Source organism: Kribbella sp. CA-247076 (genome assembly GCF_050942445.1).
Taxonomy (GTDB): domain Bacteria; phylum Actinomycetota; class Actinomycetes; order Propionibacteriales; family Kribbellaceae; genus Kribbella.
In genome coordinates this window covers 1581893-1600109 of sequence record NZ_CP192051.1, presented here as the reverse complement: position 1 = coordinate 1600109, position 18217 = coordinate 1581893, and the positions used below count along the sequence as shown (strand labels likewise).

General features: G+C 70.0%; 21 protein-coding genes. 7 read left to right on the top strand and 14 right to left on the bottom strand.

Going from position 1 to position 18217, the window contains the following annotated elements; translation table 11 throughout:
- Positions 1 to 41 precede the first annotated feature (41 nt).
- Positions 42 to 695: a TetR/AcrR family transcriptional regulator gene (locus tag ACQPYZ_RS07640; protein WP_433166627.1), complete on the bottom strand. Its 654-nt coding sequence runs from the start codon at positions 693 to 695 to the stop codon at positions 42 to 44.
- Between the two features lie 114 nt (positions 696 to 809).
- On the opposite strand from ACQPYZ_RS07640, the gene ACQPYZ_RS07635 reads away from it, so the two are divergent.
- From ACQPYZ_RS07635 to ACQPYZ_RS07625, 3 genes are all read left to right on the top strand, one after another.
- On the top strand, positions 810 to 1247 hold the full coding sequence (locus ACQPYZ_RS07635; RefSeq protein ID WP_433166625.1) for a PPOX class F420-dependent oxidoreductase: 438 nt from the start codon (positions 810 to 812) through the stop codon (positions 1245 to 1247).
- A gap of 42 nt (positions 1248 to 1289) precedes the next feature.
- A complete protein-coding gene (locus ACQPYZ_RS07630; protein WP_433166623.1) occupies positions 1290 to 1778 on the top strand; it encodes a DUF2505 domain-containing protein in 489 nt (162 codons plus the stop codon).
- Positions 1779 to 1850: 72 nt separating this feature from the next.
- Positions 1851 to 2048, top strand: a complete 198-nt coding sequence (locus tag ACQPYZ_RS07625; RefSeq protein WP_433166621.1) for a hypothetical protein — start codon at positions 1851 to 1853, stop codon at positions 2046 to 2048.
- Positions 2049 to 2068: 20 nt separating this feature from the next.
- Here the strand turns inward: ACQPYZ_RS07625 and ACQPYZ_RS07620 are convergent, their stop codons facing one another.
- Positions 2069 to 2932, bottom strand: a complete 864-nt coding sequence (locus ACQPYZ_RS07620; protein WP_433166619.1) for an esterase/lipase family protein — start codon at positions 2930 to 2932, stop codon at positions 2069 to 2071.
- Between the two features lie 140 nt (positions 2933 to 3072).
- Between ACQPYZ_RS07620 and ACQPYZ_RS07615 the strand changes: the two genes are divergently transcribed.
- Positions 3073 to 3717, top strand: coding sequence for a TetR/AcrR family transcriptional regulator (locus ACQPYZ_RS07615; protein WP_433166618.1), 645 nt, complete (start codon positions 3073 to 3075; stop codon positions 3715 to 3717).
- Here ACQPYZ_RS07615 and ACQPYZ_RS07610 read toward each other — a convergent pair.
- The 6 genes from ACQPYZ_RS07610 to ACQPYZ_RS07585 form a co-directional block, all read right to left on the bottom strand.
- Positions 3714 to 4781, bottom strand: a complete 1068-nt coding sequence (locus ACQPYZ_RS07610; RefSeq protein ID WP_433166617.1) for a hypothetical protein — start codon at positions 4779 to 4781, stop codon at positions 3714 to 3716. The two genes, ACQPYZ_RS07615 and ACQPYZ_RS07610, sit on opposite strands and share 4 nt — an antisense overlap.
- An 88-nt stretch (positions 4782 to 4869) precedes the next feature.
- On the bottom strand, positions 4870 to 6498 hold the full coding sequence (gene pruA, locus ACQPYZ_RS07605) for an L-glutamate gamma-semialdehyde dehydrogenase (protein ID WP_433166616.1): 1629 nt from the start codon (positions 6496 to 6498) through the stop codon (positions 4870 to 4872).
- Between the two features lie 235 nt (positions 6499 to 6733).
- On the bottom strand, positions 6734 to 7231 hold the full coding sequence (locus ACQPYZ_RS07600) for a VOC family protein (RefSeq protein ID WP_433166615.1): 498 nt from the start codon (positions 7229 to 7231) through the stop codon (positions 6734 to 6736).
- Positions 7232 to 7250: 19 nt separating this feature from the next.
- Complete coding sequence (locus ACQPYZ_RS07595) at positions 7251 to 8177, bottom strand: Ku protein (protein ID WP_433166614.1); 927 nt, start codon at positions 8175 to 8177, stop codon at positions 7251 to 7253.
- 22 nt (positions 8178 to 8199) lie between these two features.
- On the bottom strand, positions 8200 to 8724 hold the full coding sequence (locus tag ACQPYZ_RS07590; protein WP_433166613.1) for a DUF6912 family protein: 525 nt from the start codon (positions 8722 to 8724) through the stop codon (positions 8200 to 8202).
- Positions 8721 to 10223 (bottom strand): WS/DGAT/MGAT family O-acyltransferase, encoded by a 1503-nt coding sequence (locus ACQPYZ_RS07585; RefSeq protein WP_433166612.1) that lies wholly within the window; start codon positions 10221 to 10223, stop codon positions 8721 to 8723. The genes ACQPYZ_RS07590 and ACQPYZ_RS07585 overlap by 4 nt, the downstream gene beginning before the upstream one ends.
- Before the next feature lie 171 nt (positions 10224 to 10394).
- Between ACQPYZ_RS07585 and ACQPYZ_RS07580 the strand changes: the two genes are divergently transcribed.
- Positions 10395 to 10895, top strand: a complete 501-nt coding sequence (locus ACQPYZ_RS07580) for a cupredoxin domain-containing protein (RefSeq protein ID WP_433166611.1) — start codon at positions 10395 to 10397, stop codon at positions 10893 to 10895.
- Positions 10892 to 12244 carry a hypothetical protein gene (locus ACQPYZ_RS07575; RefSeq protein WP_433166610.1) on the top strand — a complete coding sequence of 451 codons (1353 nt, stop codon included), beginning with the start codon at positions 10892 to 10894 and terminating at the stop codon, positions 12242 to 12244. The genes ACQPYZ_RS07580 and ACQPYZ_RS07575 overlap by 4 nt, the downstream gene beginning before the upstream one ends.
- Here the strand turns inward: ACQPYZ_RS07575 and ACQPYZ_RS07570 are convergent.
- The 5 genes from ACQPYZ_RS07570 to ACQPYZ_RS07550 form a co-directional block, all read right to left on the bottom strand.
- Entirely contained in the window at positions 12221 to 13456 is a 1236-nt protein-coding gene (locus ACQPYZ_RS07570) for a glycosyltransferase 87 family protein (protein WP_433166609.1), read from the bottom strand. The two genes, ACQPYZ_RS07575 and ACQPYZ_RS07570, sit on opposite strands and share 24 nt — an antisense overlap.
- Positions 13457 to 13461: 5 nt before the next feature.
- A complete protein-coding gene (locus tag ACQPYZ_RS07565) occupies positions 13462 to 14133 on the bottom strand; it encodes an HAD family hydrolase (RefSeq protein ID WP_433166608.1) in 672 nt (223 codons plus the stop codon).
- A gap of 79 nt (positions 14134 to 14212) precedes the next feature.
- Positions 14213 to 15001, bottom strand: a complete 789-nt coding sequence (locus ACQPYZ_RS07560) for a DUF4097 family beta strand repeat-containing protein (RefSeq protein ID WP_433166607.1) — start codon at positions 14999 to 15001, stop codon at positions 14213 to 14215.
- A gap of 212 nt (positions 15002 to 15213) precedes the next feature.
- Positions 15214 to 16479 carry an AAA family ATPase gene (locus ACQPYZ_RS07555; protein WP_433166606.1) on the bottom strand — a complete coding sequence of 422 codons (1266 nt, stop codon included), beginning with the start codon at positions 16477 to 16479 and terminating at the stop codon, positions 15214 to 15216.
- The gene (locus ACQPYZ_RS07550) at positions 16479 to 17141 is read right to left on the bottom strand and encodes an SAF domain-containing protein (RefSeq protein ID WP_433166605.1); all 663 of its coding nucleotides are present in this window, start codon (positions 17139 to 17141) and stop codon (positions 16479 to 16481) included. Before ACQPYZ_RS07550 ends, ACQPYZ_RS07555 begins: the two co-directional genes overlap by 1 nt.
- Positions 17142 to 17309: 168 nt before the next feature.
- Here ACQPYZ_RS07550 and ACQPYZ_RS07545 point away from each other — a divergent pair, with 168 nt between their 5' ends.
- Positions 17310 to 17558, top strand: a complete 249-nt coding sequence (locus tag ACQPYZ_RS07545) for a helix-turn-helix domain-containing protein (protein ID WP_433166604.1) — start codon at positions 17310 to 17312, stop codon at positions 17556 to 17558.
- A gap of 33 nt (positions 17559 to 17591) precedes the next feature.
- Here the strand turns inward: ACQPYZ_RS07545 and ACQPYZ_RS07540 are convergent, their stop codons facing one another.
- Entirely contained in the window at positions 17592 to 18137 is a 546-nt protein-coding gene (locus tag ACQPYZ_RS07540; protein WP_433166603.1) for a hypothetical protein, read from the bottom strand.
- Positions 18138 to 18217 lie beyond the last annotated feature (80 nt).

Genomic DNA, 18217 nt, shown 5'->3' with positions numbered 1-18217 from the left:
TGAGCGGGAAAGGTTCGGCGGAGAGCGGGCCACGCCGAACCTCACCTCTTGGGCGGCTGGGGGGTGTGGCCGTGGAGGAAGGTGTGTACGCCGGCGCGGACGATGCGGTCGCGGTCGGCTTCGTCGCGGGCGCCTATGCCGTGGTGGAACGGGACCGCGCCCTGCACCAGCAGCATGAGATGGGTCGCGGCGAGCTCGGCGGCGGCGGTGGGGTCGGCGTCTTCGCCGGGTACGCCGAGTGTTAGGAGGCCGTGGTTGGCGATTCGGCGCAGGTGGGTGGCGAGGGTGCCGACGACCCGCCTAGGGCCGGCGAGTTGCCACGCTTCGATCGCGGCCGGCGGGATGTGGTCGAGGTCCGCGTCGACGTGCCGCACCAGCGCGAAGTGGTCGGTGAAGCCGGTCATCGGCGCTGTCAACTCCAGGCCGAACGCTTCCAGGTCGGTCCGCAGGTCGACGATCTTGCCGAGGTGCCGCTCGATGATCGCGATCTGGGCGTCCGCGACCCGGGTCGCGCTGTCCTGGATCACGGCCTCGAACAGCCCGGCCTTGTTGCCGAAGTGGGCGTAGATCGTCCGGGTGGAGACCCCCGCGCCGGCGGCGATCGCGTCCATGCTCGCCCGCGCGTACCCGTCCCGCCCGAACTCGGCGAGCGCCCCGTCGATGATCGCTCGCCGCTTGTCCGACCTGCCGACCACGACCGGCTCCTCTCCGCCGAAGTACAACCATCGTTTTACTAATTGCCATCTGCGTAGTACTCTAGCCGAGAGTGCACTCGGCATCGGACACCCTGCACGCAAAGGAGAGGCACGATGTCCTTCACCGAGAACGAGATCGACTACCTGAACACCCAACCGGTCGGCCGGATCGGCACCGTCTCCTCCGACGGACAGCCGGACGCCGTCCCGGTCGGCATCGAGTACGACGGCACCTACTTCTACCTCGGCGGCGGGCACGAACCGGAGCGGACCCGCAAGCACCTGAACGTCGCGGCCGGCAACACCAAGGTCGTGCTGCTGTGGGACGACGTGATCACCACCGATCCGTGGACGCCACGCTTCCTGCGCGTCTACGGCACCGGCGACTTCGTCGAGCACACCGGCATGTTCGGACCCGGCCTGTACCTGCGGGTCACCCCAACGGTGTCGTGGAGCTGGAACCTCGAGGCGCTGCCGTTCGACGGCTCCAACGACCGCACGTTCGAACCGAGGCGCACGGTTCACCACGTCGGAACCGGGACGGCCGCCTGACACACACTCGCGTGATCACCCGGCAGTGCCATGATGTGCGGCATGGAGCTGAAGTTGTCGGCGTCGTACGACGCCACACCCGAGGAAGTGTTCGCGATCGTCACGGACGCCACCTTCCGCGAGCAGGCGTGCGAGAAGACGAAGGCGCTGTCGTACGCCGTGGAGGTGACCGAGTCCGGCGGTGACACCGTCGTCCGGGTCCAGCGGGAGATGCCGTCGCACGACGTACCGGACATCGCGCGGAAGTTCGTCGGCGAGACGCTGACCGTGGTGCAGACCGAGACCTGGCACGCGGCCAGACCGGACGGATCCCGGCACGCGGACATCCGCGGCGAGATCAGCAACACCCCGGTCACGCTCAAGGGCACCGCCGAGATCACCGGCAACGGATCGACGACGGTGCAGGCGATCGAGCTGGACGTGAAGGTCGCGGTCCCGCTGATCGGCAAGAAGATCGAGCCGTTCGTGGTGGACGCGATCCGCTCGGGTCTGCAGAAGGAGCACGAGCTCGGCCGGGAATGGACCCACTGAGTGTCGCTACCCTGACCGGCTCGCCTCCGGTGGCAGTCTGAAACGAACAGCTGCCCCGGAGGTGAGCCAGTCGTGCGAAAGAAAGGCCGGCGGGCCGAGCAGGCCGGCGAGGACTCGCAGTACTGCGTCTTCTGCGCCACCGTGATGCCGTTCGAACGGATCGAGGCCGCCGATCACCTGGTCGACGAGCCGGACGAGTGGATCTGCGTGAAGTGCGGATCCGCGCTCCTGGTCGACCCACCACTCCAGCAACTCCACCGCACCGCCTGACGCCGGCCACACGCGCCTGGCTAGAGCGGCGGGCCGAAGGCGCACACCACTCGCTTGGCGTGCGCGGGATCGAGTGCGTTCGCGACCAGCTGGGCGACGGTCGGATCGAACGCCAGCCCGACATGGCCGACCGGGTCGAGCGGGCACACGTCCTGGACGAACCGGTTCGTCACGCCCGGCTCGCGGATGAACGACGTCGACTGTGGCGTCACCAGCGCGTCGAACCGCGACGCGATCACCGTGTACCTGATCCCCGGCTGCGCGATCGGCCCGGCGGTCAGCTGCTCCACGGCCGCACCTCCCACGATCAACTCGTCACATGCCGGGCAGCCGAACTCCCGCAGTACCTGATCCACCAGCGGCCGCAGCCCGAGGTAGTCGCCCACGCTGACCAGACCGCCGAACGTCGTCCCGTGGGTCGGCGGCGCCAGCGCGACCACCTTGCCCACGTGGCCGGCGTACCCGCGGAGCTTCGGGCCGTAGATGCTCTGGAACCCGCCCTCCGAGTGCCCGACGAGGTCGACCTTCGCCGCGCCGGTCGCCTGCCGGACCTGCTGGACGAACGCCGCGATCTCGACGGACGACTCGGCGATCGAGACGGTCCCGCCGACCGGGATCGCCGGCGACGCCTGGCCGTAGGTCAGGGTGAAGGCGCAGTACCCCTTCGCGGCGAGGAACGGGCCGAGGTACGAGTAGTTGCCCGGCCCGTTGCCGCCGAGACCGTGCAGCAGGACGACCGGATTCGGGTGCGCGGCCGACGGCTTGCAGGCCCAGTTGTCGAAGCCCGACGACGGCGCGGCGGCCGCTGGGGTCGCGGTGGTGGCTGCGGTGAGCAGTACGCCGGCGAGGAGCGCGGCGAAGGCTCGGCGGACGAGAGGTGGCATGGCGACTCCCCGTGACGGTATCTTGCTGTGACGAGCGGATCACCGACAGTGGAGCATGAAAGTCGGGTTGTGAACAAGAGCTCGTGTTCAAAACCGGTTCACTTGGTTACCGCGTCGGCACCGGGGGTAACGTGCAGCGCATGGGACGGACCATTCGGGGACTGGACGCCGAGCAACGCCGGGCCGAGCGCCGCGAGCAGTTGCTGGACGCGGCCCTCAAACTCTTCGCCGCCAACGGGTACATCAACACGTCGATCGAGCAGATCTGCAGTACGGCGTACATCGGCACGAAGAGCTTCTACGAGGTCTTCACCAACCGCGAGGACTGCTACGTCGCGCTGCTGCAGCGGACCTCGGAGCGCCTGCAGGCACAGGTCGCCGGCTTGGCCGCGCAGGCGACGGGCAACGAGCGCGAGGTGGCACCGAAGCTGATCCAGGCGTTCGCGCACGCACTGCTCGACGATCCGCGAGTCACGAAGGTGACGTTCGGGATGGCGGCCGGCATCTCACCGGTGGTCGAGCGCCAGCGCCGGACCAACCGCCGCTGGGCCGCGGGCTTCCTCGAGCAGTTGTGGGACCGGTACGACGGCCCGCCCACCGGACCCGACGCCGACGACCAGCGCGCGGTCCGGCACAGCGTCGCCATCGGGCTCGTCGGCGGCCTGTTCGACCTGATCTCCGACTGGTTCCTGGACGCCGACCCGCCCAAACCCGACCAGATCGAAGCCCTGATCGACGACATGACCACCTACTACATCGTGGTCCGCCGGGGCCTGACCGCTTAGTCGAACACCAAGGTGCGCAAGGCGACGTGGCCCTCTTCGTCGATGACGTAGTGGGCGTGGCCCTCGTGGTCGACCGCGACGCCTTCGATCCGGCGAATGTCGCCGAAGTGGTGCACGACGTCGGCGCTCACGATGCCACCGTTGGTGTCCGGCGGGAGCTGGAAGCGGACGTGTTCGGAGTCGGCGCGGGCGCCTTCCGGGTGGTCGGCGAGCACGGTGGCCGACTTCCCGGACGCGTCGAGGTCGCCGATGATCGCGTCGAAGCTGTCACCGCCGCGGGTGTCCAGCGCACGGAACCCGGCCGGTGCCTCGACGCTGCCGACGTCACCGAGCACCCAGACGTTGCCACACCGCGGTACGGCGTCCGGGTCGGCGAACAGCTCGTCGACGTTCTCGAGCTCGACCAGCACGGGGTGGCCGTCGGCGGTCACCGGGTACCGCAGGCCGAGCAGCAGCCGTCCGTCCGGGCGGAACTCGGCCGCCTCGATGTTGACCGGGTGATCCGTGGGAAGCACGGTCCCGCTCCAGCGCTTGGCTTTCCGCTCACCGATCGTGATCGTCGCGTCGACGTACACCTGGCGTCCCAACGGGCCCAGGGGCAGAAGCTTGACGTCGGCCAGGGCGTCGTTGATCGCGCGGTGCAGGCCGAAGCGCAGCCGGACGACCTCGAGGGCCGGGCGGCCGCCGTGCTCGAGGGCGTCCGCGATGGACTGCTCGCTCACGCGGGCGATCCAGGATCGCTTGGCCGCGAGCGGGCCGGCCTTCTTCCCGAACTGCGAGCCGACCAGGTACACGTACCCGTCCCGGGACGCGCAGGCCTCGGCGTCCTCGGTCCTGCCCGCGTTCGGCCCGGCGTCGGTGAGGACGCGCATGGCCGCCCAGTCCTCGTCGAGCGGCGCGCCGGCGGGGTGGACGAGCAGGGCGAGTGCGTCCTCGGCCGTCGCCTCGTCGAGCACCGTGGCGAACGCCCGGTCCCAGCCATGACGGGTAAGGAGGTCCGGGCCGAACACGCGGCACAGGTCGGAGGCTTCGTTGGGCTCCAGGTGCAGATCGGTTTCGTGCATACCCGGAAAACGCCGCAACTGGCTCACCTACTCCCGATCCACCCCAATCCCCGGGAAATCCCCGACCACCCCTGACCCTTGCCGAACCTCAGCCCTGGTGGGGGTAGCGGTAGTCGAGGGGTGGGGCGAAGGTTTCCTTCATCGAGCGGGGGCTGGCCCAGCGGATCAGGTTCCACATCGAGCCGGCCTTGTCGTTGGTCCCGGACGCCCGCGACCCACCGAACGGCTGCTGCCCGACGACCGCGCCGGTCGGCTTGTCGTTGACGTAGAAGTTTCCGGCCGCGAACCGCAGGTAGTCGGCCGCCTCGGCGATCGCGTGCCGGTCCTGGGCGATGACCGCGCCGGTCAGCCCGTACGGCGCCGCGTTCTCCATCTGCCGCAGGACGGTGTCGTAGTCGGCGTCGTCGTACACGTGCACGCCGAGGATCGGGCCGAAGTACTCGGTGGTGAAGACCTCGTCGGTCGGGTCGTCGGAGACCACCAGCGTCGGCCGGACGAAGTACCCCTCGCTGTCGTCGTAGGTGCCGCCGGCCACGACGTCGAGCGCGTCGGTCTGCCGGGCCCGGTCGATCGCGGCCTTGTGCTTGGCGAACGCGCGGTCGTCGATCACCGCGCCGATGAAGTTCGACAGGTCGGTGACATCGCCCATGGCGAGCGACTCGGTCTCGGCGATCAGGTCGTCGCGGACCCGGTCCCACACCGAGCGGGCGACGTACGCGCGCGAGGCGGCCGAGCACTTCTGACCCTGGTACTCGAACGCGCCGCGCACCATCGCGGTCTTCAGCACGGCCGGGTCGGCCGACGGGTGCGCGAGGATGAAGTCCTTGCCGCCGGTCTCGCCGATGAGCCGCGGGTAGGTCCGGTACGACGCGATGTTCGCGCCGACCGTGGACCACAGCGACTGGAACGTCTTCGTGGAGCCGGTGAAGTGGATGCCGGCCAGGTCCGGGTGGGTGAGCGCGGACTTGGACACGTCGATGCCGTCACCGGTGACCAGGTTGATCACGCCGGCCGGCAGGCCCGCGGCCTCGAACAGCCGCATCGTCCAGTGCGCCGCGAATTGCTGCGTCGGCGACGGCTTCCACACCACCGTGTTGCCCATCAGCGCCGGCGCGGTCGGCAGGTTGCCGGCGATCGCGGTGAAGTTGAACGGCGTGATCGCGTAGACGAAGCCCTCCAGCGGCCGGTAGTCGACGCGGTTCCACACGCCCGGGGACGAGATCGGCTGGTCGCTGACGATCTGCCGCGCGAACGCCACGTTGAACCGGAGGAAGTCGATCAGCTCACAGGCGGAGTCGATCTCGGCCTGCTGCACGGTCTTCGACTGCCCGAGCATGGTGGCCGCGTTCAGGATGTCGCGCCACGGGCCGGCCAGCAGGTCGGCCGCCTTCAGGAAGATCGCCGCGCGGTCGTCGAACGACAGCGACCGCCAGGCCGGAGCGGCCGCGAGCGCGGCGTCCACGGCGGCCTTGCCGTCCGCCTCGGTCGCGTTGCCCAGTGTGCCGAGCACGTGCGCGTGCTTGTGCGGCTGGACCACCTGGATCGGGGCACCGCCACCGAGTCGCTGCTCGCCACCGATCGTGCAGGTCAGGTCGATGCCGCCGGCCGCGGTGAACTCCTTGAGCTTCGCCTCCAGGCTCGCTCGCTCCGACGATCCGGGCGCGTACCCCTTGACGGGTTCGTTGGCGGGCGTGGGGACGGCGGTGACGGCATCCATGCTGCGGTGCTCCTCGATCGGGGGGTGGATCAAGCGGGGGTACGCCGGTGTGGGTGGCCGGCGCGACGCGGTGGTGATACGAGCATGGTGCCATGACTCACCAACGGAAACGAACCTGACCCCGACCTGACCACCCGGTCAACTGGTCCGGTCGACGGGACCTGCACCCCGGGATGGCACACGTCACTCGAGCAGGTTCTTCACCAGGCCGGAGCCAGGGCGTGTCAGACACGCCCTAGGGCCGCCACGGCATGTGCTGCAGCGTCCAGGTGTTGCCGTCCGGGTCCTTGAACCACGCGTAGTAGACCCCGCCGAGATCCTCGGTCTCGCCGACGTCGACGCCGCGCCCGATCAACTCCTGCCGGGCCGCCTCGATGTCCTTCACCACCAGGTGGAGGGCGCGCAGCGAGCCCGGCTCCATGTCCGCCGTCGGGATGCCCTGGAGCAGGCTGATCGAGCAGTGCGAGCCGGGCGGCGTCAGCTGGACGACGCGTACGCCGTCCGCCGGCGAGACGTCGACGTCCACGTGGAAGCCGCACTGCTCGGAGTAGAACCGCTTCGCCCGGTCGAGATCCGACACCGGCACCGGGATCAGCTCCAGCAGGAAAGCCCCCGGCCGGACCGGCACCGCGGTCGGATCCGCCGGAATCTCCGAAGCGTCCTTCGGAATCTCGGTCTGCGTCGGCGGGGGTGCCGGCACGTCCGACGCCCCGTCCCCAGTCTGCTCACTCATGTCCGACGACCCCCGGCGCTCAGGCGGACTTCTTCGTGGCCTTCTTGGCGGTCTTCTTCGCCGCAGTCTTCTTGGCGGCGGCCGCCTTCTTGGCCGGCGCCTTCTTCGCGGCCGCGGCCTTCTTCGCCGGCGCCTTCTTCTCGGCCGGCGCCTCACCACCGCCGGCCCTGCGCGCCTTGGCGGCCTCGACCGAGGCCCGTAGCGCGGCGACCAGGTCGACGACCTCGGCGCCCTCCGGCTCCTCCTCCTCGGCCTCCGGCAGCGGTACGCCGGCCGCCTTCGCCTCCACCACCTGCTCGAGGGCGTGCCGGTACTCGTCGTGGTACTGGTCCGGGTCGAACTCACCCCGCAGCGTGTCGATGTACGACGCCGCCATCGCCTTCTCCTGGGACCGGATCTCCACGTCCTCGGCCGGCGCCGCGAACGACGCGTCCCGGACCTCGTCCGGCCACATCATCACCTGCAGCACGAGCACGTCCTCGAACGTCCGCAGCAGCCCGAGGCTCTCCCGCGACCGCAGCGCGACCTTGACCAGCGCGTACAGCTCGGAGCCGTCAAGGGCGTCGCGGAGCAGCACGTACGGCTTCGCGCCCGGCCCGCCGTCGGCCTGCAGGTAGTACGACTTGCCCAGGTACAGCGGGTCGACCTGGTCGGCGGGCACGAACTCCAGCACGTCGATGACCTTCTTGCTGGACAGCGGCAGGTCGGCGAAGTCGTCGGGCTCGAGCACGATCATCCGGCCGTCGGCCATCTCGTAGCCCTTGCCGATGTCGGAGTACGGCACCTCCTCGCCGCACTCGGAACAGACCCGCTTGTACCGGATCCGGCCGCCGTCGGCGACGTGGACCTGGCGGAAGGAGATGTCCTTCTCCTCGGTCGCCGAGAACACCTTGATGGGGATCGTCACCATCCCGAACGAGATGGCACCCTTCCAGATCGCCTGCATCGCCACCAGCTCCCTGTCAGCCCTAGCCGTTCAGCCCGCCGCGCGGCCCCTCCGCCGCCAGCAGATCGGGAATCTCCTGCGTCGCGTACCACATCAGGTCTTCACCCTCGCACGAATCCAGGGCGAAAAGTGCGTCGTCGTCACCGTTCTGGGCCGCGTCCCACAGCTCGGCGGCCTTCCCGACCACCGTCGCCGCCTCGGCGGCGTCCATGTGAACGGCGGCCACGGTCGACCACGGCACCACGACCCGCAGCTCCAGCCGCGCGTCGCCCAGCTCGACCGAGCCGTTCGCCGGCGGGACCGCGCCCACCTCACAGGCCACGACCACCCGTCTGCGCGCCGTCCCCGGATCCGCGGCGAGCAGCCCGACCGAGGCCCGCGCCGCCTGTGCCATCGCGGCGTACTCGAGCTCCTCGTCGTCGCCCTCGGCGTACCACTCCCGCAGCGCCGGGGTCACCGCGTACGCCGTCAGCGGGGGCGGGCCGAACTCGCCGGCGTGGCACGCCTCGTCCAGCAGCCGCAGCGTGGATGGGATGTAGACCCTCATGAGCCTGCCTTCTTGGTCGTACCGCTCTTGCGTGCGCGCCCGTCCGCCCCGGTCTGGCCGCGGGTCTTCTTCCGGCCCCGGGACGCCCGGTTCCGGCTGCCCCTGGTGGTCTCGAGCAACTCGTCCAGGGCATCGGTCAGGCATTGGGCGAACACCGCGAGGTCGGGCATCGCGGTGCGGTCCGCGTTCAGCCCGAAGAACACCTTCCCGTCGTACGACGTGACGCCGACCGACAACCCCTGTCCCGGCATCAGCGGGACCACCGGGTACGACGCGAGCATCGGCGCACCCTGCGCGTACAGCGGGAACTGTGGGCCGGGGACGTTCGTGATCACCACGTCGTCGATCGGCCGGACCGTGGTCGTCGCCACCCGCGCGGCCAGTGCGTGCAGCGTGGTCGGCGCGAACCCCGCGATCCCGACCAGCGAGCGGGCGCTGACCGCGCGGCCGGTGTCCTTGTGGACCTTCGTCTGGTACGAGATCTGGTGCAGCCGCATGACCGGGGAGTTCTCCCCCACCGGCAGGTTCACGGTGGAGGCGATCACCCGGGACCCGAGCGAGGTCGGCTCCTCGTCGTCATCGTCGCGGATGCTGACCGGGACCACCGCCCGCACGCTCTGGGTCGGCCCGACGCCTTCACCGCGGGTCATCATCCAGGCCCGGAACGCACCCGCGACGGCCGCCAGGATCACGTCGTTCACGGTGCCGCCGTGCAGGGCGCGGACGGTCCGGTAGTCCTCCAGGTCGGTCTGCACGGTGGTGAACCGGCGCTGGCCGGAGGTCTTCACGTGCAGCGTGCTCTCCTGCGCGTGCCGCTGCGCCGCCAGCGAGCCGACGACGCCGCCGAGCACCTCGCGGACCGAGGTGGAGCCGGTCAGGCTGGCCATCTCGGCCCGGGCGAGCTCGAGCACGGCGGTCGGATGCCGGGTGGCGTCCGCGAACACGCCGGCCAGCAGCTCCAGGGCGGACGGCGGGTGGGCCGGCTGCCAGGTGTCGGTCGGGGTCTCGCGCGGGTGCGCGGTCGCGTCCATCACGACCTGGCCGATGTCGACCGTACTGTTGCCGTCGACAAGCGCCTGGTGGGACTTGGAGATGATCGCGAACCGGTCGCCCTGCAGGCCCTCGACCAGGTACATCTCCCACAGCGGGCGGGCCCGGTCCAGCCGCCGGGACATGATCCGGGCGACCAGCTCCAGCAGCTGGGCGTGCGTCCCCGGGCGGGGCAGCGCCGAGCGCCGGACGTGGAAGGTGATGTCGAACTCCTCGTCGTCCACCCAGACCGGCCCGGCGAACCGGCCGGGCACGTGCTGGACGCGCTGGCGGTACCGCGGCACGAAGGCGATCCGGTCCCGGATCAGGGCGACCAGGCTCTCGTAGTCGAACCCGTCGTCACCGTGCACCGGCGGCTCGAAGATATCGACCGTCCCGACGTGCATCGGGGTGGCCGGCGACTCGGCCTTGAGGAAGGTGAGGTCGAGCGACGTCAACCGGTCCGGCATCCCGTCACCTTCCTCTCTCTCGAAGCTTGTCTGGTCACCCTAGCCGGGTCCACGGACAGTGGGCTGCGACACTGGGTTAACGGGAACACTGAGGTATTCGTGTTCGTCAGGCAAGAGGGTGCGTCCGGCGCACCCTCGACCTCCGCAGACCCTCGAAAGGCCCCTCGACCGATGCGTACGACGCTCACCCGCGGCACCGCCACCGCACTGCTCCCCGCCCTCGCCATGCTCGTGCTGGCCGGCTGCGGGAACGAGTCCGACAGCGGCGCGAGTCCGAGCACGTCCCCGTCGGCGACCGCGCCCTCGACCCCGGCGACCACGCCGAGCGACCTGCCGACGACGACCCCGACCCCGGGCAAGCCGAACACCACCAGCCCGTCGAACACCGCCGACCCGTCCGGTGAGCAGGCCGACGTGACCGTCAACGTCACCGTTGCCAACGGCAAGGTCAACCCGAGCGGCTCGAGCATCAAGGTGAAGGCCGGGCAGAAGGTGCTGGTCACCGGTATCAGCGACACGCCGGACGAGCTGCACATCCACGGCTACGACAAGACGCTCGCGCTCACCCCGGGCAAGACCGCTTCGATCACCTTCACCGCCGACATGAAGGGCACCTTCGAGATCGAGACGCACGAGAGCGGCAAGCTGGTCGCGAAGCTCGTCGTCTCGTGACGGCGCTCGGCACCGGAACGCTCGTCCCGCAGTTGCTCCCGCTGCACGGGATCGGTGGGCGGCAGGACCTGCCGATCCCGTTCGGGCTGGCCGTCGGTGGTGCCGCGGTGGCGATCGCGTTGTCGTTCGTCGTGCTCGGGCTGGCCTGGCGGAACCCGAAGTACCGCGGCGACGCCTCCGGCAAGCCGTTGCCGGCCGCAATCACCCGGACGGTCGACGCGGACTGGTTCCGCTGGCTCGTCCGGCTGTTCGGGCTGGCGGTCTTCCTCTACGCGATGGTCTCGCTGGTCTTCGGTGTCGACCGGCTGACCAACCCGATCTTCGGCTTCATCTACATCCTGGTCTGGGTCGGGCTGGTGCCGATCTCGCTCGCGCTCGGACCGGTCTGGCGGGCCCTGAACCCGCTGCGCACCGTCCACCTGCTGCTCTGCAAGGCGATCCGCCAACCGCCGTCGAAGGGCCTGCTGGAGCTCCCGGCCTGGGTCGGCCTCTGGCCGGCGGCGCTCGGCATCTTCGCCTTCACCTGGCTCGAGCTGGTCGCCCCCGACCGGGCCACGATCCCGGTGCTGCAGGGCTGGATCGCCCTGTACGTCGTGATCGTCCTGTTCGGCGCGGTCCTGTTCGGCGACCGGTGGTTCTCGACCGCTGACCCCTTCGAGGTCTACGCGTCCCTGATGGCGCGACTGTCACCGTGGGGTCGCCGTACCGATGGTGCGCTCGTGGTCCGCCGACCACTGGAGAACCTGGACGGCCTGAAGCCGCGACCAGGGCTGGTCGGCATGGTGGCGGCGCTGCTCGGCTCGACGGCGTACGACGGGTTCTCGAACTCGTCGGCCTGGATCGGCTGGGCGCAGAACACCGACTACTCGATGACCTTGCTCGGCACGTGCGCGCTGATCCTGTTCATCCTGTTCGTGCTGGTCACGTACTCGGGCGCCACCCTGCTCGCCGGGCGGCTGTCGCACACGACGCGCCGCGCACTCCCCGGGCTGTTCGCGCACTCCGTCGTACCGATCGTCCTCGGGTACGTCGTCGCGCACTACCTGACCCTGTTCATCCTCGAGGGCCAGCGGACCCTCATCTACCTGAGTGATCCGCTCAGCAACGGCGCCAACGTGTTCGGCACCGGGCTGCTCGCGGTGAATACCGGTATCACCAACCACAGCGGCACGATCGCCGTCCTCCAGGTGCTCGCGGTCGTCGGCGGCCACCTGCTCGGCGTCATCTCCGCCCACGACCGAGCCGTCGCCCTCTTCCCCCGCCACAAGGCCCTGGCCGGCCAACTCCCCCTCCTGGTCGTCATGGTCGGCTACACCACCGGCGGCCTACTCCTGCTGTTCTCTTCGTGAAACAGACGTCGCGGCGTCCGGCTTCGGGAGGGTTCGGCTGGTGATCGCCAGGACGACGAAGGCGATCATGCCGAGGATGAGGTGGGAGTTGCCGGGGATGGACTGCCAGAAGGTCCAGTCCAGCTCGCGGTCGTCGCGGAACGGGACCCACCAGATGGAGCGCAGGACGAACAGACCGTAGAAGAGCACGCCGGTCGCCACCGCCGGGTTGAGGCCCCAGACGCGGTTGACCGCGCGGATCAGGCTGACGCCGAGCGGGATGATCCACACCCAGTGGTGGCTCCAGGTGACCGGCGACGCGTACAGGATTGCCAGCGCCATCACCGAGATCGCCGTGACCCGCTCGTCCGCCAGCCAGTAGCGCCGGGCCATCCACAGCACCAGCAGGCCGAAGACGGCCGAGAGCACGAACCACGTCGGCTGCACCCAGCTCGCCTCGTCGCCGATCCGGTGCAGGAAGCCGTTGAAGGACTGGTTGCCCGTGTACGCGAGCCCGCCGACCCGGTTCGCGTCCATGACCACGTCGGTCCAGTACCGCCACGACTGGTTCGGCACGATCGCGAACCCGACCGCCACCGTCGCCAGCAGACCGAGTACGGCGTTCCGCAGCGCCCGCCACTGCTTCGTCACCACGAGCAGCGCGAGGATCGGCAGCGGCGTCAGCTTGACGCCGATCGTCACCCCGAGCCAGAACCCGCGCAGCCGGGCATCCTGAGGCCGCACCAGGTCCAGCAGGATCATTGCGGTCAGCAACAGGTTGATCTGGCCGAACTGGATCGTCTGCCAGACCGGCTCGAGCAGCAGCGACAGCGCGGTGAGCGCGACCAGCAGGGCGGTCCGCTTGCGCTGGGTGAAGAACGACCACGCCGTCTTCGGCAGGCTGGTCCGCCACAACGCCGCGATGCACAGCACCGAGATCGTGGTCCACACGACCAGCGCGACACCCCACGGTACGGCGGCCAGCGGCACCATCGCGATCGCGGCGAACGGCGGGTAGGTGAACGGCAGCCCGGATCCCGGCAGCTTCGCGTCGTACAGCGAATCGCCGTCGAGCAGCACCGACCCGCCCATCCGGTAGACGCGCAGGTCGATCATGCCGTCGAACAGCCCGTACGCCCAGGCGCCGAGCGCGACCAGCGCGGCGCAGACGGCGATCCAGACGACGATCCGGCGGGAGACGACCGGGCGGGGAGCAGGGGAGGTGGAGGTCATCACGGTCACGTCAGGTCGACTCCGAACAGGGTTTCCAGCGCGCGCCGGGTCTCGTCGTACGAGGTGTGCAGGATGCCGCTCATGCCGAGCGCCTTCGCGGCCTCGACGTTCAGCTCGAGGTCGTCGACGAACACACAGTCCTCGGGTTTCAGGTTCAGCCGGCGGGCGGCCAGCAGGAAGATCTCCGGCTCCGGCTTGCGCAGCCCGACCTCGCCGGAGATGACGATGTCGTCGAACATGCCGTCCCAGGTGTGCCGCGGATAGGTGTTGCCCCAGGAGTTGGACAGCAGCGCGGTCCGGATGCCGTGCTGACGGGCCCTCCGGACCAGGGCGTTCATGGCCGGCTGGTGCTCGAAGTGGGCGAACATCCGCTCGATCAGTCCCTCGGCGGGCACCGGCGTACCGTCGCGGCGGACCAGGATCGAGGCGAGCTTGCGCTCGAAGTCGGGGACGGCGATCTGGCCGCGTTCGAGGGCGTGCACCGGGTTGAGCTCGGCCTCCGCGACCGCGTCCTCAGGAGTCTCGGCCGGCAGCCAGGCCATCACCGCCTGGACGTAGGAGTCGAAGTCGAATCCGTCCAGCTCGGCCCACCGCCGCAGCGCATCCTCCAGGCCGGAGGTCAGCACACCGCCCCAGTCCACCAGCAACCCACGCGGCACGCCCGACTCCGAAGACATGCGCGCAAGCCTACTCAGCACGCGTCGGCTCTCACCCTCACGGTCCTGCCTGTCACTGCGTGTGAACGGCTGGGACTGGTCAGCGGCCGTACTCGATGGTGACGTCGCCGGAGGAGGTGTCGGCCTTGATGGTGCGGGTGGCGGACGGGTCGCTCTTGACGTTGGCGGTCTCGTCGCCCGACGAGGTGTCGCTCTCCACCTTGTACGCCTCGGTCCCGGACGGGACCCGGATCGTCACGTCGCCCGAGCTCGACTCGGACTCCACCGACTGCGGCGCGGTGGCGAAGTCGAGGTCCACGCTGCCGGAGCTGCTCTGCGTACTCACGGTCGTTGCCGTCAGCCCCTGTGCCTCGAGATCACCCGAGCTGGACTCCATTTGCAGCGCCCCGCCGACGTTGTGCACCTCGATCTTGCCGGAGCTCGACTTCAGGTCCGCGCCCGCCGGGAGGTCGGACACCTTCAGGTCCCCGCTGCTGCTCTCGAGCGTCACCTTCACGTCCTTCGGCACGGTCAGCACGTAGTGCGTGTCGCACCCGAACGACAGGAACCCGCAGCCGGTGTCCCGCAGCTCCAGCTTGCCGTCCTCGTAGCTCTCCTTCGGGTCCGACCCGAACACGTTCCGCTCGAACCGCCGCTCGATCTTCACGTCCGACCCGTCCCCGGACCGTACTTCGACATCCGCCGAGCGCACGTCGATCGCGAGCGCGTCGCCCTGCACCGGATAGCTGTCCTGGCTGATCCTGGTGTCCTCGGTGAGCCCGGTCAGCGCCCAGTACACGCCGCCGAGGATGAGCGCGACCGAGATCGCGATGCCGTACCGCCGCTCGGTGCTCATCGTGCTCGCCGGCCGGCGCTGGACCTCGGACATGCTTTCCCCTCGGAGTGCGGTGACTACCTTCCCAACCCTGGCACATCACCCGGCCCGGTGTCGGTGGGGTTTTCCCCCGTTTCCCACCGACCTCGACCCTGATCTCGCGATTCGACCCTGAACTCCTCAGCTGCCTCGCGTCGGCGGCTTCCTGGTCAGGGCGCTTCGTCACGGGGCTTGGTCACGGGGCTTGGTCAGGGGCAGCCGCTTGGTCAGGTCGCCAGTTCCTTCGTGAGGGTCGTGGCGAACTGCTGGAGGGACTTGCGGAGCTTGCTCGACTTCGCCGTCTCGGCGAGGCTGCGGCCGCGCGCCATGGCGGCGTCGACCGCGCCTTGGTCGAACGGCAGCAGCGCAGCGGCCTCGACCCCGGCGTACCGCCCGAGCGCCTCCGAGACCGCGTCGGCCGGCGAGCTGCCGAGTGAGCCCGAGCGCACCCGGTTGACCACGACCCTGGTGCTCACCGACGGCACTACCGCGCGCAGCTCGTGGATCGCGCGGATCAATCGAGTCAGCCCGACCGGATCCGCCGTACCCACGACGATGACCTCGTCGGCCTCCTCGAGTGTCGCGACGGTCGCGCCGTTCCGCCGGGGCGCCAGCGAGTCGAAGGAGATCTCCTCGTCGGTCTCGATGCAGAAGCCCACATCGACCACGGTCATCGGCGCCAGCATCCGCGCCGTCGACCAGATCGACTCGACCGCGGCCGGCCGGAGCTCCGTCCAGCGGTCGGCGCGGCTGAGCCCGGTCAGCACGAGCAGCCGCGGCTCCACCTGCCGCGCGTGCTTCGCGAGCGTCGCCATGTCGAGCCCGCCACTCCCCGCCGACCGCGCCGCGGCCGCCAGCCCGGACGTTTCGTCGAGCATCCCGAGCTGTTGCGCGACCGTCCCGCCGTACACGTCGGCGTCCGCCAGCAGCGTGGGCACGCCCTTCACCGCGAGCTCACAGGCGAGCCCGACGGCGACCGTCGTACGCCCCGGAGCGCCCGTCGGGCCCCAGACCGCGATCATCCGGCCGCTGCCCTGGCTGTAAACCGGCGGTGGTTGGCCGGCCGTGTCCGCGGCGACCGGCACGAACCCGCCGGCGAAGTGCGAGGCCGACATGGGTGGACCCGCCTCGACCGCGTCGGTGACGGCCCGGCCGAGATCCTCCGGGCTGACGTCGGCCGGGAGGATTCGCTCGATGCCCATCCGGCTCAGCCGGTCCTCGGTCCCGAACGGTTCGCCGCTCTCGGACGGATCGACCAGCGCGACCACCGCGATCCCCCGCGCGTGCAACGCCGCCACCGCGTCGGACGTCAGCCTCGGCAGATCGTCCGCGAGCAGCACCGCCCGCGCCTGCCCGCTCGCGGCCGCCGCCATCACGTCGGCGATGTCGACACAGCGCCGTACCACCCGGATCCCGGGAGCGCGCTCGGCCCGCCGTACGACGTCCGCCTCCCACGGCGCCCCGGTCACCGCCAGCAGGACCGGTGTCGACATCAGCTGCCCTGCCTGACGAGCACCGGCTCACCCGAGCTCATCGCGGACAGGCCGGCAGGCAGGCGCTTTAGATCCGACTCCGCCAGCCCGATCAGAACCTGTCTGCGCGCCGAACCACCCGCAACGCCTTTGACCGCGTCGATCTGAAGCACCCGCACCTTCAGCCAGAGCGGCTTGGCCGGCTGGTCGGCGTCCTTCGGCACCACCCAGACGTCGACCTCGTCACCGGCCGCGGTGTCGGACGGCAGCCGCCCGGTCGCGACCGACAGCGGCAGCTCGGTACGGTCGTTGTCCGCCTCGGACACGGCGGCGTCCCGCGGCACGAACTCGCCCGCGTCGACGGCTCGGGTCAGCACCAAACCGTTCAGCTCGGCGTCGGCGGCGACGTACCGCCCCGCGTCCTCGGTGTTGGTGAAGCGCACCCGCGCGGTCGTCAGGTCGTCGGACGTCAGCGTCTGCCCGGCCGGGATGTCGCGTTTGGCCGCCCAGATCGTGGTGGTGTCGTCGGCCGACGAGAGCAGCTTGGCACCGGCCAAGGCAGTGATCGCGACCAGCAGCACGCCGAGCACCAGCCGGCCGTCCTTCCAGCGGGCCCGCCGGTTGCGCTGGGCCGGGACGGACGGGGCCGCGAACCCGCTACCGCGTACTGCTGTGTCGACCACGTCGAACTCCCCAGTCAATCGATCGCTCGGAGCCGACATTCTGCCCTGTCCAGGTGCCTGCGTGTGCACGGCTGTCCACAGGCCGTCAGCCTGGGGACAAACGACCTCGTCCAATCGCGAACCGTGGCAAACTGAAGGAACCAGCCACTACCTGAAGGAGCAGACCGGATGCCGGCTCCGCGATTCCTCCAGCTCGCCGACGTCGCCGAGGTGCTCAACATCTCCGCGAACCAGGTGTACGCCCTGGTTCGCCGCGGCGACATCCCCGCGGTCAAGATCGGCGGGCGCGGTCAGTGGCGGGTCGAGGCGACCGAGCTGGAGAAGTACATCGAGCGGCTCTACACGGAGACGCGCGAGTTCATCGACGCCCACCCGTTCGGCGAGGAAGCGGAGCAGTCGGAGGACGTGCACCACTAGGTTGCTCCGGCGCTGCAGCGTTCTCGAGGTTCGTCAGCGGCGGCGTAGGGCGCAGAGGGCCTGGGTCGGCACCAGGCGCACGTTGTAGACCTCGGTCCGCCGCCGCGGTGCGTCCAGCGGATGCTCCGCCAACTCCAGGAAGTCCGCCCCGACCCGATCGATCGTCCCGGTCACCGGGACCCCGCCGCAGAACAGCGTCACCGGTGAGCGGTCACGCGCGATCCCGCGCAGCAGGTGCGCCAGCCCCAGCTTCCCCGCCACCGCTCCGACCGCCGGCTCGGCCCACGGCCCCAGGCGATGTACGGCGACCAGCGCGTGCACCGGGATCAGCCACTCCTCGAACCGCTCCGCCTCGATCAGCAGGCAGTCGTTCCCGACCCGGGTGAGCTGACCCTGTACGGGCTCGGCGTTCGTCAGTTCGACCCGGACGACGGTGTCGACGGCCCCGCGCAGCCGGTCGAGCACGGTGATCTTGCCGACCTCGGCCCGGATCCGGTCCGCGACCTCGCCGTACAGATCTCCCTCCTGGAGCGCGTCGAACTGCGACTCCAGATCCGCGAACAACGCATCCCACCGCATGGCCGCGAACCTACCCGATCGCGCTCACCTTGCGTACGCCAAGCCGACGCTGCGTGACATTTCCACTTGCGAACTGACCG

What these genes read in the sequence shown, in the direction of transcription:
- ACQPYZ_RS07635 (WP_433166625.1), top strand. Translation starts at nt 810, where the DNA reads ATGTCCTTCACCGAGAACGAGATCGACTACCTGAACACCCAACCGGTC.
- ACQPYZ_RS07630 (WP_433166623.1), top strand. Translation starts at nt 1,290, where the DNA reads ATGGAGCTGAAGTTGTCGGCGTCGTACGACGCCACACCCGAGGAAGTG.
- ACQPYZ_RS07620 (WP_433166619.1), bottom strand. Translation starts at nt 2,932, where the DNA reads ATGCCACCTCTCGTCCGCCGAGCCTTCGCCGCGCTCCTCGCCGGCGTA.
- ACQPYZ_RS07615 (WP_433166618.1), top strand. Translation starts at nt 3,073, where the DNA reads ATGGGACGGACCATTCGGGGACTGGACGCCGAGCAACGCCGGGCCGAG.
- ACQPYZ_RS07610 (WP_433166617.1), bottom strand. Translation starts at nt 4,781, where the DNA reads ATGCACGAAACCGATCTGCACCTGGAGCCCAACGAAGCCTCCGACCTG.
- pruA (WP_433166616.1), bottom strand. Translation starts at nt 6,498, where the DNA reads ATGGATGCCGTCACCGCCGTCCCCACGCCCGCCAACGAACCCGTCAAG.
- ACQPYZ_RS07600 (WP_433166615.1), bottom strand. Translation starts at nt 7,231, where the DNA reads ATGAGTGAGCAGACTGGGGACGGGGCGTCGGACGTGCCGGCACCCCCG.
- ACQPYZ_RS07595 (WP_433166614.1), bottom strand. Translation starts at nt 8,177, where the DNA reads ATGCAGGCGATCTGGAAGGGTGCCATCTCGTTCGGGATGGTGACGATC.
- ACQPYZ_RS07590 (WP_433166613.1), bottom strand. Translation starts at nt 8,724, where the DNA reads ATGAGGGTCTACATCCCATCCACGCTGCGGCTGCTGGACGAGGCGTGC.
- ACQPYZ_RS07585 (WP_433166612.1), bottom strand. Translation starts at nt 10,223, where the DNA reads ATGCCGGACCGGTTGACGTCGCTCGACCTCACCTTCCTCAAGGCCGAG.
- ACQPYZ_RS07580 (WP_433166611.1), top strand. Translation starts at nt 10,395, where the DNA reads ATGCGTACGACGCTCACCCGCGGCACCGCCACCGCACTGCTCCCCGCC.
- ACQPYZ_RS07570 (WP_433166609.1), bottom strand. Translation starts at nt 13,456, where the DNA reads ATGACCTCCACCTCCCCTGCTCCCCGCCCGGTCGTCTCCCGCCGGATC.
- ACQPYZ_RS07565 (WP_433166608.1), bottom strand. Translation starts at nt 14,133, where the DNA reads ATGTCTTCGGAGTCGGGCGTGCCGCGTGGGTTGCTGGTGGACTGGGGC.
- ACQPYZ_RS07560 (WP_433166607.1), bottom strand. Translation starts at nt 15,001, where the DNA reads ATGTCCGAGGTCCAGCGCCGGCCGGCGAGCACGATGAGCACCGAGCGG.
- ACQPYZ_RS07555 (WP_433166606.1), bottom strand. Translation starts at nt 16,479, where the DNA reads ATGTCGACACCGGTCCTGCTGGCGGTGACCGGGGCGCCGTGGGAGGCG.
- ACQPYZ_RS07545 (WP_433166604.1), top strand. Translation starts at nt 17,310, where the DNA reads ATGCCGGCTCCGCGATTCCTCCAGCTCGCCGACGTCGCCGAGGTGCTC.
- ACQPYZ_RS07540 (WP_433166603.1), bottom strand. Translation starts at nt 18,137, where the DNA reads ATGCGGTGGGATGCGTTGTTCGCGGATCTGGAGTCGCAGTTCGACGCG.